This is a genomic window from Stenotrophomonas sp. ESTM1D_MKCIP4_1 (assembly GCF_003086895.1).
Taxonomy (GTDB): Bacteria; Pseudomonadota; Gammaproteobacteria; order Xanthomonadales; family Xanthomonadaceae; genus Stenotrophomonas.
The window spans coordinates 172317-194407 of record NZ_CP026004.1 but is presented as its reverse complement, the minus strand read 5'-3'; the positions used below and the strand labels follow the sequence as shown (position 1 = coordinate 194407).

Below are 22091 nucleotides of genomic sequence, written 5' to 3'. Positions count from 1 at the left end.
GATAGTAGCGGCGGTAAATGTGCGTTCTTACGAACATGGCCAGGCTTGCCTATATTCGCACCGTGCCTACCACGAGGATACGCCGTGTCATTCAGAGCCCTTGTTTCCAACCGATCCGCAGACGGCCCGGTCACCACCTCCCTGCAGCAGCTGGACGCATCCTCCCTGGGCGATGACGCTGTCACCGTGCGGGTGGCGTGGTCCAACCTGAACTACAAGGATGCCATTGCCCTGGCCGGCATGCAGATCATCCAGACGTTCCCGCTGGTGCCAGGCATCGACTTTGCCGGTACGGTCGAAGCATCGTCAGATCCCCGCTTCAGTGTGGGTGATACGGTCGTGGCCACGGGATGGGACCTCAGCCAGACGCACCACGGCGGGTTCTCGCAGCTTGCACGGGTTCCGGGCGATTGGCTGGTGAAGCTGCCCGCTGCCATAGACGCGCGGGCGGCCATGGCAATCGGTACGGCCGGACTTACCGCCATGCTCAGCCTGCTGGAGATTGAACGCCACGGCGTCACCCCGACCGCAGGAGAGGTGCTGGTCACCGGCGCGTCGGGCGGCGTGGGTTCCATCGCCGTCGCTCTGCTCTCCAGCCTGGGCTATCGCGTGGTGGCGTCCACCGGCAAAGCCACCGAAGCCAGCTATCTGAAAGCGCTGGGCGCTGCCGAGATCGTGGATCGCGCCACCCTCTCTGCGGAGGCGCCGCCAGTGCAGGCTGAACGATGGGCGGCCACGATCGATGCCGTTGGTGGACGCACGCTGGCCAACGCACTGGCCCAGACCCGCTACCGCGGTATCGCGACCACCTGCGGCTTTGTGGGTGGCCGCGAACTTCCCGCGACGGTGCTGCCTTTTATCCTGCGCGGCGTAACGCTGGCAGGCATCGATTCGGTTCGTGCGCCGGCCGAGCTTCGCCAACGCGCGTGGCAACGACTGGCGGCTGATCTGGACCTTGCCAAGCTGGCATCCACCACCCGCGACATCGGCCTGGGCGATGTTCCGGCGGTTGCCGCGCAGATGCTGCAGGGAACCTCGAAGGGCCGCACCCTGGTCGACGTCAATCGCTGATGAACGCCTTTCACCAAGGAACGACAATGAACACCCGACCTGTCGCGCTGATTACCGGCGCGTCTGCTGGAATCGGGGCGGTCTATGCCGACCGCCTTGCCCGTCGTGGCTACAGCCTGGTGCTGGTGGCCCGCGACGCGCACCGGCTCGGCGCATTGGCCGATTCGCTGCGCGCCGATACCGGCGTGGCAGTGGAGGTGCTGGTGGCTGACCTGACGCTGGCCGAGGGGCTGGATTCGGTGGAACGACGCCTTGATGCAGGCGATATCGATCTGCTGGTGAACAATGCCGGCATGTCGCTCAAGGGCGGCCTGCTGGACAACGCGCCCGCCGCGCTCGAGCAGATCATCGCGTTGAATGTCACTGCGCCAACGCGCCTGTGCGCGGCTGCAGCCCGCGCATTCCTGCCCAAGGGGGCAGGTGCCATCATCAACCTGTCGTCGGTGCTGGCGCTGGCACCGGAGATGTTTGAAGGTGTCTACAGCGGAACGAAGGCCTACCTGTTGAATCTCAGCCAGGCGCTGGCGGCGCAGCTGGGCGAGCGCGGCATCCTGGTCCAGGCAGTGCTGCCCGGCGCCACGCGCACCGAGCTGTGGGAGAAGGCCGGACGTGCCTTGGATGAGTTCCCTGAGGGCTTCCTGATGGAGGCCGGCGCCATGGTGGATGCGGCACTGGTGGGCTTCGACCGCGGCGAGCGGGTCACCATTCCCCCGTTGCCCGATGAAGGCCAGTTCCTGGCCCTGCAGCAGGCGCGCCTTGCGATGGCGCCGAACCTCTCACGCAGTGAAGTACCTGCGCGTTACCTTCGCTGACAAAGGATCACAACGATGACGAACGCAGACGACGTGCGCGTGGAGATCCACGCGCAGGGCAACATCCTGCATGCCACCCTGCATGCAGGCCGCTACCAGCAGTTCGGTGCCCGGTTGGCCCTGCTGCTGGAGGAGCTCCTGGAGCACGTTGAGGCCGATCCGGAAATACGTGCCGTGGTGTTCAGCAGTGCGCACCCCGAACGGTTCATCAGCCATGCCGATGTGCAGTGGCTGCAGGAAGGCGGCGCGGAGTATCTGGCGCGGCAGCAGGCGATGCCGGAGCCTGCCCCGCCGGCTGCAGATCATGTCGGCCTTGACCGGCTGCACCGTCTGTTCCTGCGCATGAACGGCCTGGGCGTCATCTTCATCGCCGCGCTGGAGGGACATGCGCTGGGCCTGGGTGCAGAGTTTGCCTGGGCCTGCGATCTGCGGGTGATGGCCGATGAGGACGCCTTCATCGGTCAGCCCGAGATCCTGCTGGGCATCATGCCCGGTGGCGGCGGCACCCAGCGGCTGTCGCGCCTGGTGGGTGTGCACGCGTCGCTGGCAGCCATCCTGGAGGGCCGGCCCTTCACCTCGAAGCAGGCGCTTGCGCTGGGCGCCGTGGATGCAGCCGTTCCCAAAGCGGACGTGCTGGGCCATGCGCTTACCCTTGCCCATCAGCTGGCGGGCCGGCACAAGCCCAGCATCGGTTCGATAAAGCGGGCCGTGTACTTTGGAAGCAGCCTGCCGCTGCAGGATGGCATCGCCCTGGAAGCCAAGGAGTTTCTTGGTCTGGATGTAGCGCCGGAGGGGCAGGAACGGATGCTGGCCTACCAGGCCGGTACCGAAGCGCTGTTGGATCTGCCTCTGTACGTCGGTGATTACTACCAGAACGCGATCACCACCGGTCGCCTGCCAGCACGCTACGGCTGACAGGCACCGGTGCCGCCTCAACCCACCGGTTCCAGCGTCCCGCCCCGCACTCCACGCCGCTGCGCAGCCAGATACCGGCAGAATTTGCCGACGAAGATGCCAGCAAACCCACCCGACGAGAGCAGATACGCAGCGCTGAATCCAGCGTGCCCTGCCAACGCCGGGGACACCGCAAACGCCACTTCAAAGGCGTACTTCAACACGAAGGTGACCAGCAGCAGCGGCAGCAGGCTGTAATCCGCACTGCGCCGAAGCTTTCCGGTTGCCGGGTTCAGGGTGAGCGTCGCGCGGCGCAGCAGCAGCCAGCCAATGGCCGTGCCCGCCGCGATGCCGGCCAGCCATTCACCCCAGGCCTGCAGTGACGCGCCATAGCGGCTGCTGATTGACCAGGCGCCCCACGCAATGAACAGCACGGGCACGATCGACAGCCTCACCAGCGAAGTTTCACCGGGCTTCATGGCCGCAATGCCACGGGTAATCAGGAAGGCCAGCAGCACCCAGACCCAGATGGGCGTGTGCGAGAGGATCTGCATCATCATGACGACGGAAATTCCTTGTAGGCAGGTTGAGTAAGTGCGGTGGCCAGGAAGCGTTGATTGCCGTTGGGCATGGCCCGGCCACACGCAGACAGGGCGAGCGAGTTCTCAAGCAAGCACCGCTCAGTGCGCTAGACGGATGGGCTGCGAAGCGACCGGAACCTCATCGCCGTTCGGACGCATGACCGCCAACCCTGAAAGGGTGGATCGATAAAGCGTCTCTTTGCTGCGCATGCCCCACCATTTCGTTTCGGTGATGCGCATGCGGTCGTTGCCCACGAACTCGATGGTATTGCTGCGCCAGGTAGCGGTGATGGCAATGAGTCCTGCCGCCATCAGCAGGCAGAGGACCACCGCGAATGCGTTCTCTACGAAATGCAAAAAGCCACTTCCACGCGTCGATGATGCGACGGTGGATGAATCACGTTCTGCTGTCATGGTTCCCCCTGAACCCGATAAGCAAAAGCTCCATGGACCATCCGCTGCAGCATGAGGCGGAATCTGCCGATGGCAGCACCGCACTTCAGCATGGCGAGATTATCCAGTTTTAGTGGTTTTCGATACTGGCCAACGCGCGCATACGCCCCGAGTAGATCCACGCCATGCGTGGATGGACCGCGCGCAATTCCCACACGCCCCCGGCGCATCCTCGCCCTCACTCGCAGAGCGCGCTGTCTTCGCTCAACGTTGCATCATCCAGCGGGCGCAGCTGCTCGATCTGCTCACGCTGTTCCGGCGTCGGCTCGCCCAGCCACCACACGCGGCAGCGCGCGGTCAGGCGGCCGACCATCTTCGACTGGCCGGGCGAATACAGCATGGCCAGTGCGGTACCCGGGCAATCGTGGGCCTGACAGGCGGTGTAGAACCACCACGGCTCGCCCTGCAGGACGACGAGTTCACCCGGCCCGCTGGGCCCGCTCAGCAGGCGTTCGCGCAGCGGCGCAATGTCCTTGTTGCCGGCCTCGGCTGCGGCGGTGTTCTGCATCAGGGCGTTGAAGGCGGCCAGCACCTTCGGGTCCTGGCGGCCGCAGTCGTCCACGGTGTTGCCGCCCATCAGGGTGAAGAAGTGGGTGGCCAGCGGATAGTCCTTGCAGGTGAGCGCTGCGCCCGGCGTTTCATGTTCCGGCTCACCCTCGTTGTCCCACACGGCAGTGTCCACGCCGGCTTCGCTGCTGGCGTCAGGTTCAACCGCCGTTGCGATGGCAACGGGTGCTTCGCCTACTGCTGCAGCCGGCGGCGGTGCCTGCGAACACGCGGCCAGCAGCGCGATCATCCATGAAAAGCCAATGTAGCGGGACATCATTCCCTGTCCTTGGGTGTGTGGAGTGCGACGGAGGGATTCTACGCAGTAGATCCACGCCATGCGTGGATACATCGTGCACCCCCAACATTCCGCCGGACATGGCCCGGCGCTGCCCATGGCGTTAGGCTTGCGCTGGCCACATCCCCAACCACCCGGACCCGGATGCATGCGCTCTTCAAGGTTTGCCGTGATCTTCCTCTGTGCCGCGTTGCTGGCCGGCCCCGCCGCTGCGCAGCAGCCCACCCCGCGCCCTCCCGACAGTCCCCTGCCACCCGACCTCGACCGCGTACTGCGCGATTACGAGCAGGCGTGGCGCACCGGCGATGCGAAGGCGCTGGCGGCGTTGTTCACCGAGGATGGGTGGGTACTGCAGAGCGAACATGCGCCGGTGCGCGGGCGCGCGGCCATCGAGGCGGCGTATGCCGGCCAGGGCAGCAGCCCGCTGCGGCTGCGGGCGTTGGCACATGCCGTGGAGGGGAACATCGGCTACATCATGGGTGCGTATACCTACGGCAGCAATGTGGGTGATACCGGGAAGTTCACGCTCACGTTGCAGCGCGTGGCCGATGGCCCGTGGATGATCTTTTCCGATATGGACAACACCAGCGCGCCGCCACGGGCGAGGTGACGTCTACCTCCGGACATGAATCCCCCGCCGTGGCAGACGGCAGGCTTTGCGCGCAGGGCGATGCATGCCCGGCGCTACCGCTGCCAACCAAGGTTGGCCGCTACCAGATGCAGATTCGCGCGCACAAAAAAAACCCCGGCACGTAGCCGGGGCTTTTCGATTCACTTGAACAGCGTGTCCGGGTATTCCGGTTTCTGTTCGCGCGCCAGCAGTGCGCGCAGGCCTTCTGCAGGCGTCTGTTCGCCGTGCAGCACGGCACGCACGCGGTCGGAGATCGGCAGGTCGATGCCATGGCGGCGCGCCTGTCGCATCACTTCGTCGGCGGTCTGTACCGATTCCACCACCTGGCCGATTTCGCGCACGGCATCGGCCAGCGTCTGCCCGCGGCCCAGGGCAAGGCCCAGGCGGCGGTTACGCGACAGGTCGCCGGTGCAGGTCAGCACCAGGTCGCCCAGGCCAGCCAGACCCATCAGGGTTTCCGGCTTGGCACCGATGGCGGCGGCAAGCCGCAGCATCTCGTTCAGGCCACGCGTGATCAGGCCGGCACGGGCGTTCAGGCCCAGCTGCATGCCATCGGCCACGCCAGTGGCCACGGCCAGCACGTTCTTCATCGCGCCGCCCAGCTCGGCACCCACCATGTCATCGCCCGTATAGGCGCGGAACGCCGGGCCATGCATGGCTTCGGCCACGGTCTGCGCGAACTCCGGCACGTCGCCGTGCACGGTGATGGCGGTGGGCAGGCCCAAGGTCACTTCCTTGGCGAACGACGGCCCGGTGACCACGGCCAGCGGCACGTCGTCCCCCAGGATCTCGCGCGCCACTTCATGCAGGAAGCGGCCCGAACCGGGTTCAAAACCCTTGGTGGCCCAGGCCACGCCGGCACCGGCCGGACGCAGCGGTGCCAGCGCACGCACGGTTTCGTTGAACGCGTGCGACGGGGTCACCACCAGGATCCAGGCGGCACCTTCCACCGCCGACGCGAGGTCGGTGGTGGCGCGCAGCGATTCCGGCAACGGAATGCCCGGCAGGTAACGCGGGTTCTCGTGGCGCTGGTCGATGGCGTCGACCACGGCGGCATCGCGCCCCCACAGCACGGTCGGGTGACCGTGCCGGGCAAGCAGCGTGGCCAGCGCGGTTCCCCAGGAACCCGCGCCCAGCACGGCGATCTTGTCAGCGGTAGTGCTCATCCGTGACGTCGCGGCGGTGATCAGGCGTTGCCGGCCGGCTCGGAGTCAGCCAGCGACGGTGCGTCGCCCTGCTCCTGGCGCTGGCGCAGGGTTTCTGCGTACAGGCCTTCAAAGTTGATCGGCTGCAGGAAGAACGGCGGGAAACCGCCGGCCTGGATCAGGTCGCTGACCAGCTGGCGCACATACGGGAACAGGATGTTCGGGCATTGGGTGCCGAGCAGCACGTCGATGGACTGCGGGTCCAAGCCGACCAGACCGAACACGCCGGCCTGCTTCACTTCGGCCACGTAGGCGGTGCGCTCACCGGCCTGGCAGGTCAGGGTGACGGCCAGCACGACTTCAAAGGCGTTCTCGCCCAGGCGCTGCACCTGCTGGTTCAGGTTGAGCTGCAGTTCCGGCTGCACTTGGTCATTGAAGATGGTCGGCGCGTTGGGCGACTCGAAGGAAACGTCCTTGACGTAGATCTTCTCGACGGTGAACGCGGGGCCGGTGGCGGCATCGACCGGCGCAACGGCGCCGTTGGTGGTCTCTTCGGACATTTCCAGTAACTCCAATGAATGCGATTAAAACGATGGTCGAACTACAGCGATGGGGGCGGCGGCGGGCCCATACAAGGCCACTTCCGCCATCCCCTGCAATCAGTTGCGGCCCTTGACCAGCGGCAATTCGGCCTGCTGCCAGGCGGGAATGCCGCCTTCCAGCACGAACACCTTCTCGAAACCGGCCTTCTTCAGGGCCTTGGCGGCGGTTTCCGATGCGTTGCCGCTGCGGCACACCAGGACCACTGGGCTCTGCCTGGCGTTGGCCACCAGCTTGTGCTCGGCACCGAAGGCGCTGGCCTGGGCGTTGCGGCTGCCGGCGATGTGGCCCTTTTCAAAGTCACCACTGGGCGAAAGATCGACGACGACCGCGCCACCGGCATTCATCAGGTGGGTCAGTTCAGCCGGCTTGATTCCCTTGTAGCCACGGAACAAGCGGCGGATTTCGGTGACGATGAGGGCCACGGTCAGGCCGACCAGGGCCGCGGACAGCATCGGGTTTCGGCCTGCGAAGGCCAGCAACTCTTCGTAATTCACTCAGGTCACGGGTCGATTAAGCGGGCGCCGATTGTCGCACAAGCCACAGGGGGCCGGTCACTGGCCCTTCCACAGGTCCGGCAGACCGGCGGCCTGCCACCAGCGCTTGGCTTCCGGATCCCAGCGCCAGCGCTCGACCACCACCACAGTGCGCTCGGCCTGGGTGTTCTGGTTGATCACCCCGATTTCCACGCGGCGCTCGACCTGGCCACCGTCCAGCGAAGCGCTGCTGCGCTCGCGGTAGGAGGACACGCGCAGCTGCGCATAACGGTTGAGCTCGAATTCGGTGGGCGGCTTTTCCTTGCGCAGCTCCGGGTCCAGATAGGCGATGGCGTCGTCCATGCTGCCCCAGCGGATGGTGGCGCCGTACGCGATCTGGGTTTCTTCCAGCAGTTTGCGCTGCTTGCGGGTGAGGTCGTCGGCGGCCGCACCGGCCACGGCGCTGACCAGCAGCAGGGAGCACATCAGGATCTGGATCAGGCGGCGCATCGGTGGTTTCCCCAGGACGTCAGCCTGCCATCCTACCCTTTGGCGAAGGCAACGAAGCGACCGCTCAACTCGGCGGCCGACCGGCCATCGGCCCCCGGCTGGCGGGCGACGATGCTGATGCGGGCCTTGCCGCGCTGGCGGAAGGTGGCCAGGAACGTGTCCCAACTGCTGGCTTCGGCGGCTTCGGCATGGGCATGCAGGTCTTCATAGACCGGTGCCAGGTAGCGCAGGTTGCTGTCGGCCACATAGACCTCGGCATCGTGCCCGGCCAGGCGCAGGCGCAGGCTGACCAGTGCCCAGCCGGACAGGGTAAGCACCGAGGCCAGGCTGCCGCCGAAGGCGTTGCCCTTGTCGTTGACGTTGGCCGCCAGCGGCGCGGTGATGCGGAGCACGCCGTCGGCATAGCCGTCCAAGCGGATCTGCATCGCACGGACCGCCGGCATGCAATCGAGCACGTCCTGCAGGGCGGCCAGCGAGGAGGTCAGGGCATCAGCGGACATCGAGCAGCAACCACGACAACGAAGGGCCCGCATAATGACGTCAATGGCCAACCATACGATACCCACTGGCTGGACCCTCATTTCACTGCGCCCGCAGGGGCAGCATGCCGGGCTGAGGCAGGCTGCGGCCAAGCGGGGCGGGGCCACCGTGGCGTTGTCGCCGTGGCGGCTGCAGCGCCTGCAGGGTGCGGCGGTCGAACAGCGGCTGAACCAGGCGCTGGCCTGCCCGCGGGTGGTGTTCACCAGCCCGGCGGCGGTCGCGGCCGCTGCTGCACTGCAGTGCCTGCCATCGGCCCAGCGCGGGCCTTGGCTGACCGTGGGCGAAGGCACGGCACGCGCCCTGCACGCGCAGGGCATCGCCGAAGTGAATGCACCGCAGCGCATGGACAGCGAAGGCCTGCTGGGCCTGCCGGTGCTGGCCGATGTACGCGGCATGCAGATCGGCCTGGTGACCGCGCCGGGGGGCCGTGGCCTGATTGCTGCGCAGTTGCAGGCGGCCGGCGCGCAGATCGTTCGCGCGGACGTGTACCAACGCGTGCCGCTGCGGGTATCACGGCGGAATCTGGCGCGATTGGCCCATTCGGCCCGGCCATGGCTGCTCGCCGTCAGCAGCGGTGAGGCACTGCAGCGCTTCTGGCAGCAGTTGCCCGCCCCGTGGCAGCAGCGCTTGAGCGAATCGGTGACGGTGCTGGCCGCCAGCGACCGCTTGGCCGCGCAGGCCCGTGCGTTGGGAATGGCCCGCGTGGTGCGCAGCGAAGGCCCCACCATCGCCCAGATGACGGCGGCCGCACACGGCGCCCTCACTGCCCCGGCAGCGACCTGAACAGGCGTCCGGCGCACGCTTGCCGGGGTCATCGCCAGCGGTGATGCTGTGCACAACGCTGCCTGCCGGTTCTCCGCCGGCGACGCCGCCGACAAGGAAGCCCGATGAACGACACTCCACCTTCGCCCCCCCGCCGCCCCGTGCGCTGGCTGCTGCCGCTCGCGGTGGTACTGGTCGTGGGCGCCGGTGGCTACGCCGGCTGGCACTACTGGCAGCAACAGCAGCGCGCCCATCTGGCCGAGGCGCAGACCACGGCCGTGCAGTTGCAGGGCCTGGAAGCGACCGTGGAAGCGCTGCGCCGCGACCAGCGCGCCACCAGCCAGCGCCTGCAGGATGCGGCCGCTACCAACCGCGTGCTGCGCGATGAAATGCTGGGCCTGTCCCAGCGCAGCGCCCTGCTGGAAGAGAACCTGACCCGGCTGACCGAAAGCGCCAACCAGGGCCGCCAGGCCGTGCAGCGCGATGAGGCCGAGCTGCTGTTGACCCAGGCCGCGCAGCGGCTGGCTTTTGCCGATGATGTGGATGGTGCGCGCCGCCTGTATGCGCAGGCTGCCACCGCACTGGCCGATGTGCCCGACAACGAAGGGCTGAACCTGCGCCAGGCCCTGGTGCAGGAGCGCGATGCGCTGGATGCACTGGGCCGTGGCCCGCGGGTACAGGCGCTGCACCGGCTGGATGCGGTGGCCCAGGCCCTGCAGGGGTTGCCCTCCGAACTACCGCCCTCGCCGGCCGAGGCGGCCGCCAAGCCGTGGTGGCAGGCCGCGCTGGCGCCCTTCGTGGATATCACCCCCAGCCGCTTGAACGGGCCGCTGACCCAGGCCGAGCGCTCCGCCGCCGATGATGCGCTGCAGCTGGAACTGACCCTGGCCCGTGCGGCCATCGAACGCGGCGACCGTAGCGGCCGTGATGCCGCGCTGAACCGCGTGGCCCACTGGGCACAGCGGCGCTGGCCGGATTCACCGGGCCTGCGCGCGCAGCATGCTGAACTTCAGGCCTTGCGCCAGGCTCCGCTGCAGGCCGAAAGCAGCGTACTTGGCAGCACCCTGCAACTCCTGCGTTCCCAGCTCGATGCTCCCAGACCGACCGGAGGTAATACCCCATGAAACCGCTGCAATCCCTGGTCGTGCTGTTGCTGGCCGTGGCCATCGGCGTGGTGGCCGCGCAATGGCTGGGCACCGATGATCTGAACCGCTACGGCGAAGTGACCCTGCGCTACGGCGGCTACGACTACCACAGCAACCTGCCCAAGGTGGCGCTGCTGTCGGTGATCGGCGTGCTGGTGCTGTGGCTGCTGTGGAGCCTGGTGGCCGCCCCGTTCCGTGCCTGGGGCCGCTACCGCCGCAAGCAGGGCCGCGTGCGCCTGATCGACGGCCTGCAGGCCTACGAACACGGCCAGTGGCAGCGCGCGGAGAAGCTGCTGGATGGGGCTGCCGCCGACCCGGAGGTCAGCGCGGTGGCCTTGGCCAATGCGGTGCGCAGCGCGCAGTCGCGTGCCGATGCCGCGGCCGGCGAGGCGCTGCTGCAGCGTCTGGGTGAGCGCGATGCCACCCTGCACGCGCTGCTGCGCGCCGAACAGCTGCTGGCGCGCGATCTGCCCGTCGATGCGATCAATACGCTGGACGTGGCGGCGATCCAGCCGCTGCCGCCGCGTGGGCTGTGGCTGCGTACCGAAGCGCTGGCCCAGGCCGGACGCGCGCACGAGGCTTACGGCCAGCTGGGTGCACTGCGCCAGAGCAAGGTGCTGCCGACCGACGCCAGCAGCGAACTGGAAGCCCGCCTGGCCGCGCAGGCCCTGCTGGAAGCGGGCGACGTGAACGCGCTGGCCGCGCAGTGGGAAGCCACACCGAAGGCGCTGCGGCCGACCCCGGACGTGGTGGCCGCCTATGCCACCCGCGCGGTGGCGCTCGATTGGGACGAGCCGGCGCTGCTGGCGCTGGAACAGGCCCTGGACCATCGCTGGGACGACGAACTGGTGGCGCTGTATGGCCGCTTGCCCGCCGAACGTCTGGCCACGCGCCAGGCCAATCTGGCGCGCTGGCGCAACGTGCACGACGATTCGGCCGCGCTGCGCCTGGCGCAGGGCCGCATTGCCCTGGCCCAGCAGCAGTGGGATGCCGCCGATGCGTTCCTGCACGAAGCCATTGCTGCCGGCGCCGGTGCGCCGGCCTGGGAAGCGCTGGGTGAAGCGTTTGCACAGCGCGGCGAACACGCGCTGGCCGCGCAGTGCCTGGCCAATGCGCTGCGCCTGCAGCGTGGTGAGGACAGCGTGGCGCTGGTGCATGCAGGCGATGCGCCGCCGCGCAGCACGGTGGAAGACCTGCCCACCGCCGCGCAGCCCCCGGTGTATGACGCCGATAAAGAGCGCTGAAGTGTGCCGACCAACGGTCGGCACCCACCGGAGCAACAAAAAACGCCGCCCAATGGGCGGCGTTTTTTTGCCTGGTAGTCGCCAACCTTGGTTGGCGCTCGGGATTGCCGGCCAGCGGCCGGCACTACCTTTGCAATCAGCGTTCGAGGATCGCCACCACGCCCATGCCGCCTGCGGTGCAGATCGACACCAGCGCGCGGCCACCGCCGCGTTCGGCCAGCTGCTTGGCTGCGGTCGCGATCACGCGGGCGCCGGTGGCGGCGAACGGGTGGCCGGTGGCCAGCGACGAACCCAGCAGGTTGATCTTGTCCGGGTCGATGCGGCCCATCGGCGCATCCAGGCCCAGGCGGTTGCGGCAGTAATCCTCGCTTTCCCACGCACGCAGGGTGCACAGCACCTGCGCTGCGAAGGCTTCGTGGATCTCGTAGATGTCGAAGTCCTGCAGGGTCAGGCCATTGCGCTTGAGCATTTCCGGCACGGCCACGGTGGGCGCCATCAGCAGGCCTTCGCCATGCACGAAATCGACCGCCGACACGTGCGCATCGCGCAGGTAGGCCTGCGGTTCGTGGCCATGCGCGCGTGCCCATTCCTCGCTGGCCAGCAGCACCGCAGCGGCACCGTCGGTGAGCGGGGTGGAGTTGGCGGCGGTGAGCGTGCCACGGCCGGACACCTTGTCGAACGCCGGCTTCAGCGTGGCCAGCTTTTCCAGCGAGGTATCCGGGCGCAGGATGTTGTCACGCTCGACGCCACGGAACGGGGCGATCAGATCGTTGAAGAAGCCGCGCTCGTAGGCAGCGGCCAGCTTCTTGTGCGAAGACACTGCCCATTCGTCCTGCGAATCACGCGAGATGTTCCATTCCTTGGCCATGTCCTCGCAGTGGTCGCCCATGCTCTTGCCGGTGCGCGGCTCGGCCACGCCGGGGAATTCGGGCTTGAGTTCGGAAAGCTTGAAGCCGGAGGTGAGCGCGCGGATCTTGTCACCGGTGCTCTTGGCGCGGTTGGCAGCCAGCAGGCGCGCGCGCAGCTTCTTGCCGTAGACGATCGGCACGTCGGAGGTGGTGTCCGAACCGCCGCCGATGCCCGATTCGATCTGGCCCAGGGCGATCTTGTTGGCGACAGTGATGATGCTGTCCAGCGAGGTACCGCAGGCACGCTGCAGGGTGATGCCCGGGGTCAAAGGCGACAGGCCGGAAGACAGCGTGGCTTCACGGCCCAGGTTCCAATCGCTGGAATGCTTGATGACCGCGCCCATCGCTACTTCACCCAGCTGCTGGCCATGCAGGCCGAAGCGCTCGACCAGTGCACCCAGCGTGCGTACCGACATGCCGAGATTGCCGACATCCGAATACGCGGTGTTCTGGCGGCAGAACGGAATGCGGACGCCACCGAGGATGGCGACGGGACGAGCGTTGGGCATGGAGATACCTGGCATGGATGAGGGTGTCTGCAACATGGCCTGCACGGCAGAGCAGGCATAATGGGGCCAAGTGTAGCTGCCGCCCTGTGATGGGCCAACCGTGGAACCATGAGCAAACCCGACCCCGCGATGAATGCCCTTGGCGTGCTGGCCCTGGAACTGGCCGGCGGTGAAATCCCCCGCCAGGCGGTGCTCAGCGCCGACCAGGCCGGCGAACTGGCCGAACGCATCGGCCGTGACCTGGCCAAACTGGTGCCGCAGGTGGCCGAGCTGGACCTGGTGTTCGCCGCCGCCCATTTCGACCCGGCCGAAGTCCTGCGCCCGGGCTGGCCGATCCACCGCCGCCTGGAAGAACTGCAGATGCGTGCCCCCGGCCGCAACCAGGGCGCGCGCCTGCTGGCCTTCGGTGCCGGTGCCGATGGCGAAGTGCCGCTGCCGTTCCAGGCCGATGCGACGCTGGCCGGTGGTGGACTGCGCGTGGTGCCCTTCCTGTTGACCGGCAGCGACGTGGCCACCACCGCCGCCGTGGCCGATGCGCTGGAAGAAGTGCTGCTGGCCAACGGCATGGCCCATGCCGATACGGCGCTGATGGCGCAGAACAGCTTCGGTGCGCGCATCGAACATGCGCGATACTTCACCGTGAATGATCTGGCCGCAATGATGTCGATGCAGTACGACAACCAGGGCCTGGCCGCGCTGTGGCCGCTGATCGAGACCGCGATCCTGGCCCCGGGCGAGGATGAGTGGCTGGACAACGCGCCCGAGCCGCTGCTGCGCTATACGCAGGGCGAGGCACGCATGGCCTTGTTCGATCCGGCGGGCTGGTGTGCGTACTACAGCCACAGCAAGAACGACTGCGACCGCCTGCAGGGCATCTACGAGCAGTTCCTGATGCGCCAGCGGCAGATGGCGGCGGTGCTGGAAGCGCACGGCGTGCCGGTGCTGTTCGTGCATTGCGAAGCCGGGCAGGACGCGCGCGAGCTGCTGGCGCGTTGATCCACACCCCCGGATCCGTGATTGCCGGCCAGCGGCCGGCACTACCGTTGAAGAAAAACGCCGGCTTTCGCCGGCGTTCTTCATTGGCTTACGGGGCCTTCTGGATGACCGCGCAGGCCAGGCGTGCGCCGGCGTTGCCGGTCGGCTGGGTGTGGTAATCGTCCGCGTCGGCGTGGACGATCAGGCCGCGGCCGATGATGTCGAAATCATCACCCTTGCCGATGTTGACGTTGCTCGAGACCGGGCCGTCGATGGTGGCCACGCCCTTGTCATCGGCCTTGATGTTGGGCATGTCGCCGCCGTGGTGCGGGTCGGCCGACACGTTGCCGTGGTCCTGCTTGCCCGGGTTGAAGTGGCCGCCAGCGCTCATGCCGTCCGGCGCGCTGCAGTCGCCCTTCTCGTGGATGTGGAAGCCGTGCTCGCTGCCCGGCTTCAGGCCAGTGATCTGGCCGGTGACATGCACCTTGCCGTCGACAACCTTGAAGGTGACGCTGCCCTTGGTTTCGTTGCCCTGGGTCGGTGCCAGTTCGGCGGTGGCCGTGGCATCGGTGGCCGGGGCGGCGTCGGTCGCCGCTGCAGCGGCCGGATCAGCCGGTGCTGCCGAGCCCTCTGCCGGGGTGGTGGCCGGGGCTTCCGGGGCCGCTGCCGGCTGCTGGTTGCAGGCCGCCAGGCCCAGGGCGGCGATGGCCGCGAACAGCGAAGTGTGGATCAGACGCATGGAACTCTCCTTGGAATGATGCCCGTGGCGATCAGCGGGAAACCTTGATCACACCGCAGGCGATGCGGACGCCGGCATTGCCGGCGGGCTGGCTGCGATAGTCATCCGCGTTGGCATGCACGACCAGTGCACGCCCGACGATATCGGTGGCGGCGCCTCCTCCAAGGGTAACGCCCTTGAGGTGCACATCAACGTTTGCCCTGCCCTGCGCATCGGCCTGTAGGTTGTCGATGTCGCCCAGATGGTGCTTGCCATTGCCGGCGCGCCCATGCGTGCTGGCCGTGGGATTGAAGTGGTTGCCGGCACTGCTGGCGTCGACCGCACTGCAGTCGCCACGTTCGTGGATATGGAAACCGGCCTGCTGCATCGGTTGCAGCCCCCCCACCAGACCGGTCAGGTGCACGCCGCCGCTTTCGGTCTTCAGCACCAGGCGACCACTGACGATGCTGGCCGAGGCCGGCGCCAGATTGGCTTCGGCCAGCGGGACCAGCGGCCTGGTGACGGCCGGCGGCGGCGTGGGCTGCGGCTTCTGCGGCGCGCTGCCACAGGCAGACAGCAGCACGGCGGCGGACAGCGGCAGGATGGCGAATGACAGACGCATCGGGAACTCCTTGCAGGGAACACTACGGACGGCATCGTCCATGGCGGATCAACAGTTCAGCAAGCGGGCGCGAGGACGGCGTGCAGAGGCCGTTCAATGCCCCCCACGGCGGCGGCCGGCACCCAGCTTGCGGGTGAGCGTGTTGCGGCCCAGGCCAAGCCGCGCGGCGGCCTCGGCACGGCGGCCGTGGGTGATCTGCAGCGCCGCTTCCAGCAGGGCATGGTCGACCCGTTCACGCACCTGCGCGTGCAGGCCTTCGGTGCCCTCGGCCAGCTGCCGCCGCGCCCATTCGGACAGCAGGGTTTCCCACTGGCCCGGATCGGCACCTGTGGGGCTGCTGCGGCGGCTGCGGGTGCGGTTCAACGCGGTATCGACATCGGCTACGCCGATGGTGTCGGCGGCGGCGAGGGCCGCCATGCGCCAGCAGACGTTTTCCAGTTCGCGGACGTTGCCGGGCCAGTCGTGGTCGCGCAGCGCCTGCAGGGCGGCCGCGGTCAGGCGCTTCGGCGGCGTGTCCAGCTTGCGCGCGGCGGCCGCCAGGAAGGTGGTGGCCAGCTGTGCGATGTCCTCGCGGCGATCACGCAGTGGCGGCAGCTGCAGGCGCACCACATCCAGGCGGTGCAGCAGATCGGCGCGGAACCGGCCCTGTGCCACCAGCCCTTCCAGATCCTGGTGGGTGGCGGCCACCACGCGCACGTCCACGTGGATCAGTTCGCGACCACCCACGCGGAAGAATTCACCCTGGGCCAGCACTCGCAGCAGACGGGTCTGCAAGGGCAGCGGCATGTCGCCGATTTCATCGAGGAACAGGGTGCCGCCGTTGGCCTGCTCGAAGCGGCCGATATGACGGCGCTGTGCGCCGGTGAAGGCGCCGGCCTCGTGGCCGAACAACTCGCTTTCCAGCAGTTCGGCGGGAATGGCGGCGGTGTTGAGCGCGACGAACGGCGCCTGCGCGCGCGGCGATTCGCGGTGCAGGGCATTGGCCACCAGTTCCTTGCCGGTGCCGGTTTCGCCGGTGATGAGCACCGCCAGCGGTGCCTGCGCCAAGCGGCCGATGGCCCGGAACAGCGCGCGCATCGGCGGCGTATCGCCCACCAGCTGGGGCGGCTGGTCGCTGGGTGCCTCGGCCACTACCGTGGGCGCAGCCAGCGCGGGAGCCACGGCAGGCAGCACACGCTGGGCCAGGGCCACGGCATCGTCCAGGTCGAAGGGCTTGGACAGGAATTCATGCGCGCCACCGCGGAACGCGCCGGCCGTGCTGGCCACATCGGTGTAGGCCGACATCACCACCACCGGCAGCTGCGGCAGGGCGGCTTTCAGCTTGTCCAGCAGCACCAGGCCATCATCGCCGGGCATGCGCACATCGGTGAACAGCAGCGCGGGTGCCGGGCCTTCGTTCAAGGCCGCAAGGGCGGGCGCGGCGCTGTCGAAATCGACGACCTGGTAACCGGCCTCGCGCAGCGCAGTGCTCAGCACGAAGCGCACGGCGCGGTCATCGTCGACCACCCAGATGCGCTGCGCGGAGGGAGGGGAATCAGACATCGCGCGGGGCCTCCTCGGCCAGGGCGGCGCCGTTGCCGATCGGCAGCAGCAGAGTGAACACGGTATGGCCCGGGCGCGAACGGTAGGTGAGCGTGCCGCGGTGTTCGCGCGCCACCTGCTGGGCCAAGGCGAGCCCCAGCCCGGTACCTTCGGCGCGGCCGCTGACCAGCGGCAGGAACAGGTGCTCGGCCAGCTCCTCGGGCACGCCACGGCCGTCATCGGCAATTTCCAGGCGCAGGGCCAGCGTGTGCAGCTGCTCGGCGATGCGCGCGCCATGCTCGACGCGGGTGCGCAGGGTGATGACCCCGGCGCCGGCCTGGATGGCATTGCGCACCAGGTTCCACACCGCCTGGGTAAGGCGGTCGGCATCGCCATCGAACTCGGGAATGCTGGGGTCGTAATCGCGCTGCAGGCGCACCGCCCACCCGGCTTCACTTTCGGCCAGGCGCAGCACCCGTTCCAACGCGGCGTGGATGTTCAGCGGTGCATGCGGCGCGGCCGGGGCGGGCGACAGCAGCTGGTCGAGCAGGCCGTTGAGGCGCTCGATCTCCGAACCAATGAGTTCGATCAGTTCGCGCTCGCTGGCGTCACGCTGTGCCGCGCGGCGGGCCAGCAGCTGGGCGGCGCCCTTCAGCCCAGCCAGCGGGTTGCGCAGCTCGTGGGCCAAGCCCTTGAGCGCGGCACTGAGCGCGCTGGGCAAAGCCTGGGTCGGGTCCAGGCCGGGGAATTCGTCGACCGGGTGGGCTTCCAGCAGCCAGCCGCCATCATCGCGGCGGCTCATCCAGCCCTCGGCGAAGCGCGCCGCCTCGCCCGGCAGGGCCAGCGCCAGACGGTTGAGCCGCAGGGCGTCGCGCTCGTCACGGGCGAGGAAATGGGCCAACGCCTCGCCCTGCACTTCCAGCGCGGCCAGCGGCTGGCCGATGAGGCGGCGGCCGCTGACACCCAGCCAGCGGGCGAAGGCGGGGTTGCAGCCGCTGATGCGGCCATCGGCCCCGGCCCAGGCCAGCGGCGTGCCGAGGGCATCGAGGGAAGGCGGGGGTGCGGGGTCGGACATTGCACCAATGTAGTGCAAAAGCGGCGGCATGGGGTCAGAGCCCTTTCCTGCGGAAAGGGATCTGACCCCTTGCAGGGCGGGGTCCGGGGTCGGATCCCTTTCCGCAGGAAAGGGCTCTGACCCTTCGAGCGGAATGCGTCGTTGATCGTCGTACCTGGGAATTACCTGCCGCCCTTGTACGGAGAATACTAACGCCTTACGATACTATCGCTGATCGTTACTACCATGCCGATCCAATCATTTGCCTGCAAACGCACGCAGGCGCTGTTTGATGGCCAGCGCGTGCCGAGATGGCGCCACATCGAAGGCACTGCACTCCGCAAGTTGGCGATGCTCAATGTTGCGGCTGATCTGCGGGATCTGCGCATACCGCCGGCCAATCGCTTGGAGCCATTGCGCGGAGTCCGCTGCGGCCAGTACAGCATCCGCGTCAATGATCAGTTCCGGCTGTGCTTCGTCTGGACCCGAGAAGGCCCTGCGGAAGTTGAAATTGTCGATTACCACTAAGGAGTCGCGCTCATGCGAACCGTCCCCTACCCCGCTCCCGGCGAGATCCTGCTGCACGAGTTCCTGGAACCTCTTGGCATCACCCAGTACCGCCTGGCGAAGGCGATCGGCGTGTCGCAGCGTCGGATCGGCGAGATTGTTACCGGTCAGCGCGCGGTGACGGCAGATACCGGCCTGCGCCTTTCCCGCTACTTCGGGCTGTCAGACAAGTTCTGGATTGGTCTGCAGGCCGACTTCGATGCGGCGATGACCAAGGAGAAACTGGCCGACGTGCTGGCGCGGATCGAGCCTTACAGCGCGGCGGTGTGAGGTTCATCCGGGGTCAGAGCCCTTTCCTGCGGAAAGGGATCTGACCCCTTGCAGGGCGGGGTCCGGGGTCGGATCCCTTTCCGCAGGAAAGGGCTCTGACCCCATGCCGGCTACAGCTTCATGTTGAAGCCGACGAACACGCTGCGGCCCGGGGCGGGCGAGAACATCGGGCGAGCGCTGTCCCAGAAGAAGCTGTCATACCAGGCGTAGGCGTACTCGCGGCCGGTGACGTTCTTCAGCTGCAGGTCCACGCTCCAGCGCGGGGTGATCTGGTACGCGGCACTGAGGTCGAGCACGGCAAAGCCACCGAATTTGCCGGCCACATTGCGTTCTTCCAGGTAGTAGTCGCCCTGTGCGCGTGCCTGCAGGCCCAGCCGCAGTGCGTCGCTGGCGCGGTAGTCCACGCCCAGGTTGCTGATGTGGCGCGGGGTGGCAGCAACTTCCCTGCCCTGCAGCGAAACGCTGGCATCGCGGTCGTCGCGGGTGATCTTCGCTTCCTGGTAGGCATGCGAGGCCCACACCGTCCAGTCGTCGCCCAGCTGCAGGCTCAGCTGCGCATCCACGCCACGGCGGCGGGTCTTGCCCAGGGTGACCGTGGTACCGGTGGCCGGCATGTTGGACACCTCGTTTTCCGCATCCTGCTGCCACACCGCCAGGCGCGCCTGGCTGCCCGCAAACGGCTGGAATTTCAGACCCAGCTCCATGCCGGTGTTGGTGGACGGCTGCATCGGTGCCTGCCCCGGGGTGAGGTAGGCCGGCGCGGTGGAGCCGGTGAGCACCTGGAAGGTGCGGCCCCAGTTGGCGTAGACGTGGGTGGTCTGGCCCAGGCTGTGGATGACGCTCAGCTTGGGCTGGCCGATGCTGCCGTAGTCCTGCAGGCGGCCGCTGACACCGTTCATCAGATGGGTGCGGCCACTGAAGCGGTCCACACGGTAGGCCGGCACGATCTTCCATGCCTCGGCGGGCTGGTAGATGGCCTGCACGTAGGCACCCCAGTTGTCGAAGCTGTGGCGGTCGTCGTTCTGCACGCGTGCCGGCGCCTGGCTGAAGTCGGTGGGTTCGGCGTAGGCGTAACGCTCGCGGAGGTAGCCGTTGTCCTGGCGCTCGTAGTTCAGGCCGCCTTCCAGGGTGAGCGCGGGGCTGGCCTGCCAGGTAAGCGTGCTGAGCAGGCCGGTCTGGCGTTCATCCCACACGCGGCGCTGGCGCGGCAGGTTGCCGGTGGGCAGGTCGCTGAAGGTCACCCGGCGATCGTCTTCATAGCGGTTGTCGTACAGCCGCGTGCCGAAGGTCAGTGCATCGGACAGCGCCAGATCCAGATGCACGGCGATCTGCCGCATGTCGCGGTCATCGCCATCATTGCCGTTGCGCAGGTCGCTGCCACGACGATGGGCGCGCAGTTCTTCGGCCGTCATGAAGCCGGGCTCGTCGGCCTCGTGGTGGTAGGCGCGCGCGGTCAGGCCCACGCGCAGGCCGTCGTCCAGCGAGCCATAGAACCATTTGCCGCCCAGCGAATACTTCCTGGAGGTGTCATGGTCGCGGTAGCCATCGCTGGCCTGGGTGCCCACGAAGTAGTTCTGGGCCAGGCCGTTGGCTTCGCGGCCGACCGCCAGCTGCGCATCGCGGGTGTTGTAGCTGCCATAGGCCAGCCGCGCATCGGTGTAGTTGCCACCCTGGCGGGTACCGAAGTTCACGTTGCCACCGATGTTGTGCAGGCCGTAGCGCGGGTCGTTGGTGCCGCGCACGACTTCGATGTAGCTGATTTCCAGCGGGAACAGCATGTCGATGAAGCGCTGGTTGCCGCTGTTGACGTTGCTGGGAATGCCGTCGATGAGCGTCTTGATGGCGTTGAGGTAGCCCTCGCCGTTGAACGCGCGGAAGCTGACCTTGCCCGATTCGGCGCCCTGCCGGGTTTCAGTGAGCTGAATGCCGGGCATCTGGCCGAGCAGTTCCCAGCTGTGTGAGACGTTGCGGTCTTCGATCTGGTCCGCGCCCAGTACGTCCACGGAGGTGAGCACCTGGTGCGCGCTCAACTGGCCTTCGCCGTGCTGGTGCACCTGAACCTTGCCGAGGGTGAGAGCGGCGTCGGCCGATTGTGCGAACGCTTCAGGGGCGAACGGGGCAGCCGCGAGGGCGGCCACCAGCGTGGGGGTTTTCATGGGGGTGGAAGGGCGCGGATGAATTGTAATCATATAACATTTCGCGCGCCAGCTTTGTGGAGTCGGGCTTGCTCGACCGCCGCTTCTGTAGAGTCGAGATCCTATGTTCGCAGTCAAGCCTGCTGGAAGCGGGCTTGGCCCACCTTCAACAGGGCTGGATCGAAATCCTTGCCGCTCTTGAATACACCCCACGCAATCCTGGCCAGCTTTCTGGCCAGAATGTTGAATACGGCTGTGCTTGGGTGTCCGCGCCCTGATAGATCGTCGTAAAGCGGCTGCCCGCCGCGGCAACGCTTGAGACCCATAGCCGCCATGTACAGCATCTGGCGCAGTACGGGCGCGCCTTGTTTGGACAGTCGACGCCGCCCCGTTCTGCCGCCGGATTCGTTGGGCCGAGGGTCCAGGCCGGTGCAGGCGATCCATGCGTTGGCGTTGGCCAGCGGCCAGCGCGTCATGTAGTAGACCAGATGCGCCGCCACGGCCGGACCGATCCCCGGAATGGTCAGCAGACGCTTGTAGAGCGCTTCGTGCTCTCCATCTCGGCACAACTGCTGCAGTTGGCTTTCCAGTTCCGACAGCGTGCTGGCCATTGCCTGAAGGATATCTGCCAGTTCGCCTGGGGCGCTCTTGGTGACCTCGAAGGACTGTTCCAAACGCGCCCGGGTCTCCACCAGCGTCTGTCGCTTGCGCAGCAGGTCGTGCATCTGCTGCTGCTCGTCGCTGCGTGGCACGTATTCACGCAAGCGGTCGCTTTCTTTCTTCACGTACCGGGCGATCACCTGGGCATCCATCGCATCGGTCTTGCCGCGCGCGCCGGTCGCCTTGCCGTAGTTCTTGATCCAGCGAGGATTGATCACGTAGACCACGTGACCGGCTTGAATAGCCATACGCGCCACCAACTCATAGTGCTTGCCGGTCGCTTCCATGCCAATCCGGCATCGCGGCGGGAGCGTCTTGAGCCATCTGGCGATGCCAGCCTTGGTGTTCGGGATTCTGTCACCCGCCTTGCAGTCGGCCACCGCTGGCACGAGCTCCTTGGAGTCCACATCCAGACCAATCACAAGAGAATCGGACATTTGCACT

Annotated in this window: 25 protein-coding genes; 10 read left to right on the top strand and 15 right to left on the bottom strand. The window is 67.3% G+C overall.

Going from position 1 to position 22091, the window contains the following annotated elements:
* The first annotated feature begins 84 nt into the window (after positions 1 to 84).
* Genes C1924_RS00820 through C1924_RS00810 form a run of 3 tightly spaced genes read left to right on the top strand, consistent with a single transcriptional unit; the run spans position 85 to position 2798 of the window.
* Positions 85 to 1071, top strand: a complete 987-nt coding sequence (locus C1924_RS00820; RefSeq protein WP_108763651.1) for an MDR family oxidoreductase — start codon at positions 85 to 87, stop codon at positions 1069 to 1071.
* Positions 1072 to 1097: 26 nt separating this feature from the next.
* Positions 1098 to 1883 (top strand): SDR family oxidoreductase, encoded by a 786-nt coding sequence (locus tag C1924_RS00815; RefSeq protein WP_108763650.1) that lies wholly within the window; start codon positions 1098 to 1100, stop codon positions 1881 to 1883.
* Positions 1884 to 1898: 15 nt separating this feature from the next.
* Complete coding sequence (locus C1924_RS00810; protein WP_108763649.1) at positions 1899 to 2798, top strand: enoyl-CoA hydratase/isomerase family protein; 900 nt, start codon at positions 1899 to 1901, stop codon at positions 2796 to 2798.
* 17 nt (positions 2799 to 2815) lie between these two features.
* Here the strand turns inward: C1924_RS00810 and C1924_RS00805 are convergent, their stop codons facing one another.
* The 3 genes from C1924_RS00805 to C1924_RS00795 all read right to left on the bottom strand — a co-directional run bounded on the left by C1924_RS00805 (position 2816) and on the right by C1924_RS00795 (position 4637).
* Complete coding sequence (locus C1924_RS00805; protein ID WP_108763648.1) at positions 2816 to 3337, bottom strand: DUF6622 family protein; 522 nt, start codon at positions 3335 to 3337, stop codon at positions 2816 to 2818.
* Between the two features lie 120 nt (positions 3338 to 3457).
* On the bottom strand, positions 3458 to 3772 hold the full coding sequence (locus C1924_RS00800) for a hypothetical protein (protein ID WP_159094727.1): 315 nt from the start codon (positions 3770 to 3772) through the stop codon (positions 3458 to 3460).
* A gap of 217 nt (positions 3773 to 3989) precedes the next feature.
* Complete coding sequence (locus tag C1924_RS00795; protein ID WP_108763646.1) at positions 3990 to 4637, bottom strand: Ivy family c-type lysozyme inhibitor; 648 nt, start codon at positions 4635 to 4637, stop codon at positions 3990 to 3992.
* A gap of 166 nt (positions 4638 to 4803) precedes the next feature.
* Here C1924_RS00795 and C1924_RS00790 point away from each other — a divergent pair, with 166 nt between their 5' ends.
* Positions 4804 to 5265: a nuclear transport factor 2 family protein gene (locus C1924_RS00790; protein ID WP_108763645.1), complete on the top strand. Its 462-nt coding sequence runs from the start codon at positions 4804 to 4806 to the stop codon at positions 5263 to 5265.
* Positions 5266 to 5426: 161 nt separating this feature from the next.
* Here the strand turns inward: C1924_RS00790 and C1924_RS00785 are convergent, their stop codons facing one another.
* The 5 genes from C1924_RS00785 to C1924_RS00765 form a co-directional block, all read right to left on the bottom strand.
* Entirely contained in the window at positions 5427 to 6452 is a 1026-nt protein-coding gene (locus C1924_RS00785) for an NAD(P)H-dependent glycerol-3-phosphate dehydrogenase (protein ID WP_108763644.1), read from the bottom strand.
* A 20-nt stretch (positions 6453 to 6472) separates the two neighbouring features.
* Positions 6473 to 6991, bottom strand: coding sequence for a protein-export chaperone SecB (gene secB, locus C1924_RS00780; protein ID WP_108763643.1), 519 nt, complete (start codon positions 6989 to 6991; stop codon positions 6473 to 6475).
* Between the two features lie 99 nt (positions 6992 to 7090).
* On the bottom strand, positions 7091 to 7528 hold the full coding sequence (locus tag C1924_RS00775) for a rhodanese-like domain-containing protein (protein ID WP_108763642.1): 438 nt from the start codon (positions 7526 to 7528) through the stop codon (positions 7091 to 7093).
* Between the two features lie 57 nt (positions 7529 to 7585).
* Positions 7586 to 8017: a hypothetical protein gene (locus tag C1924_RS00770; protein WP_108763641.1), complete on the bottom strand. Its 432-nt coding sequence runs from the start codon at positions 8015 to 8017 to the stop codon at positions 7586 to 7588.
* A 32-nt stretch (positions 8018 to 8049) separates the two neighbouring features.
* Complete coding sequence (locus C1924_RS00765) at positions 8050 to 8517, bottom strand: YiiD C-terminal domain-containing protein (protein WP_108763640.1); 468 nt, start codon at positions 8515 to 8517, stop codon at positions 8050 to 8052.
* Between the two features lie 34 nt (positions 8518 to 8551).
* Between C1924_RS00765 and C1924_RS00760 the strand changes: the two genes are divergently transcribed.
* The 3 genes from C1924_RS00760 (at position 8552) to C1924_RS00750 (ending at position 11708) form a co-directional block, all read left to right on the top strand.
* Positions 8552 to 9340: a uroporphyrinogen-III synthase gene (locus tag C1924_RS00760; protein ID WP_108763639.1), complete on the top strand. Its 789-nt coding sequence runs from the start codon at positions 8552 to 8554 to the stop codon at positions 9338 to 9340.
* A 104-nt stretch (positions 9341 to 9444) separates the two neighbouring features.
* On the top strand, positions 9445 to 10443 hold the full coding sequence (locus tag C1924_RS00755; RefSeq protein ID WP_108763638.1) for a uroporphyrinogen-III C-methyltransferase: 999 nt from the start codon (positions 9445 to 9447) through the stop codon (positions 10441 to 10443).
* A complete protein-coding gene (locus C1924_RS00750; protein ID WP_108763637.1) occupies positions 10440 to 11708 on the top strand; it encodes a heme biosynthesis HemY N-terminal domain-containing protein in 1269 nt (422 codons plus the stop codon). Before C1924_RS00755 ends, C1924_RS00750 begins: the two co-directional genes overlap by 4 nt.
* Before the next feature lie 136 nt (positions 11709 to 11844).
* Here the strand turns inward: C1924_RS00750 and C1924_RS00745 are convergent, their stop codons facing one another.
* Positions 11845 to 13140 (bottom strand): acetyl-CoA C-acetyltransferase, encoded by a 1296-nt coding sequence (locus C1924_RS00745; RefSeq protein WP_108763636.1) that lies wholly within the window; start codon positions 13138 to 13140, stop codon positions 11845 to 11847.
* A gap of 93 nt (positions 13141 to 13233) precedes the next feature.
* Between C1924_RS00745 and C1924_RS00740 the strand changes: the two genes are divergently transcribed.
* The gene (locus C1924_RS00740) at positions 13234 to 14121 is read left to right on the top strand and encodes a hypothetical protein (protein WP_108763635.1); all 888 of its coding nucleotides are present in this window, start codon (positions 13234 to 13236) and stop codon (positions 14119 to 14121) included.
* Positions 14122 to 14209: 88 nt separating this feature from the next.
* On the opposite strand, the gene C1924_RS00735 is transcribed toward C1924_RS00740, so the two are convergent.
* The 4 genes from C1924_RS00735 to C1924_RS00720 all read right to left on the bottom strand — a co-directional run bounded on the left by C1924_RS00735 (position 14210) and on the right by C1924_RS00720 (position 18036).
* A complete protein-coding gene (locus tag C1924_RS00735; protein ID WP_108763634.1) occupies positions 14210 to 14839 on the bottom strand; it encodes a superoxide dismutase family protein in 630 nt (209 codons plus the stop codon).
* Between the two features lie 31 nt (positions 14840 to 14870).
* The gene (locus C1924_RS00730; RefSeq protein ID WP_108763633.1) at positions 14871 to 15440 is read right to left on the bottom strand and encodes a superoxide dismutase family protein; all 570 of its coding nucleotides are present in this window, start codon (positions 15438 to 15440) and stop codon (positions 14871 to 14873) included.
* A 93-nt stretch (positions 15441 to 15533) separates the two neighbouring features.
* Positions 15534 to 16982, bottom strand: coding sequence for a nitrogen regulation protein NR(I) (gene ntrC, locus C1924_RS00725; RefSeq protein ID WP_108763632.1), 1449 nt, complete (start codon positions 16980 to 16982; stop codon positions 15534 to 15536).
* The gene (locus tag C1924_RS00720; RefSeq protein WP_108766922.1) at positions 16975 to 18036 is read right to left on the bottom strand and encodes an ATP-binding protein; all 1062 of its coding nucleotides are present in this window, start codon (positions 18034 to 18036) and stop codon (positions 16975 to 16977) included. The genes ntrC and C1924_RS00720 overlap by 8 nt, the downstream gene beginning before the upstream one ends.
* Before the next feature lie 225 nt (positions 18037 to 18261).
* Between C1924_RS00720 and C1924_RS00715 the strand changes: the two genes are divergently transcribed.
* Together C1924_RS00715 and C1924_RS00710 are read left to right on the top strand one after the other, a co-directional pair.
* The gene (locus C1924_RS00715) at positions 18262 to 18543 is read left to right on the top strand and encodes a type II toxin-antitoxin system RelE/ParE family toxin (RefSeq protein WP_108763631.1); all 282 of its coding nucleotides are present in this window, start codon (positions 18262 to 18264) and stop codon (positions 18541 to 18543) included.
* A 12-nt stretch (positions 18544 to 18555) separates the two neighbouring features.
* Complete coding sequence (locus C1924_RS00710) at positions 18556 to 18852, top strand: HigA family addiction module antitoxin (protein WP_108763630.1); 297 nt, start codon at positions 18556 to 18558, stop codon at positions 18850 to 18852.
* A 110-nt stretch (positions 18853 to 18962) separates the two neighbouring features.
* Here C1924_RS00710 and C1924_RS00705 read toward each other — a convergent pair whose 3' ends face one another.
* Positions 18963 to 21008 carry a TonB-dependent receptor gene (locus tag C1924_RS00705; RefSeq protein ID WP_108763629.1) on the bottom strand — a complete coding sequence of 682 codons (2046 nt, stop codon included), beginning with the start codon at positions 21006 to 21008 and terminating at the stop codon, positions 18963 to 18965.
* A gap of 113 nt (positions 21009 to 21121) precedes the next feature.
* The coding region (locus tag C1924_RS00700) for an IS110 family transposase (protein WP_254051186.1) at positions 21122 to 22091 on the bottom strand (970 nt) is incomplete at its 5' end.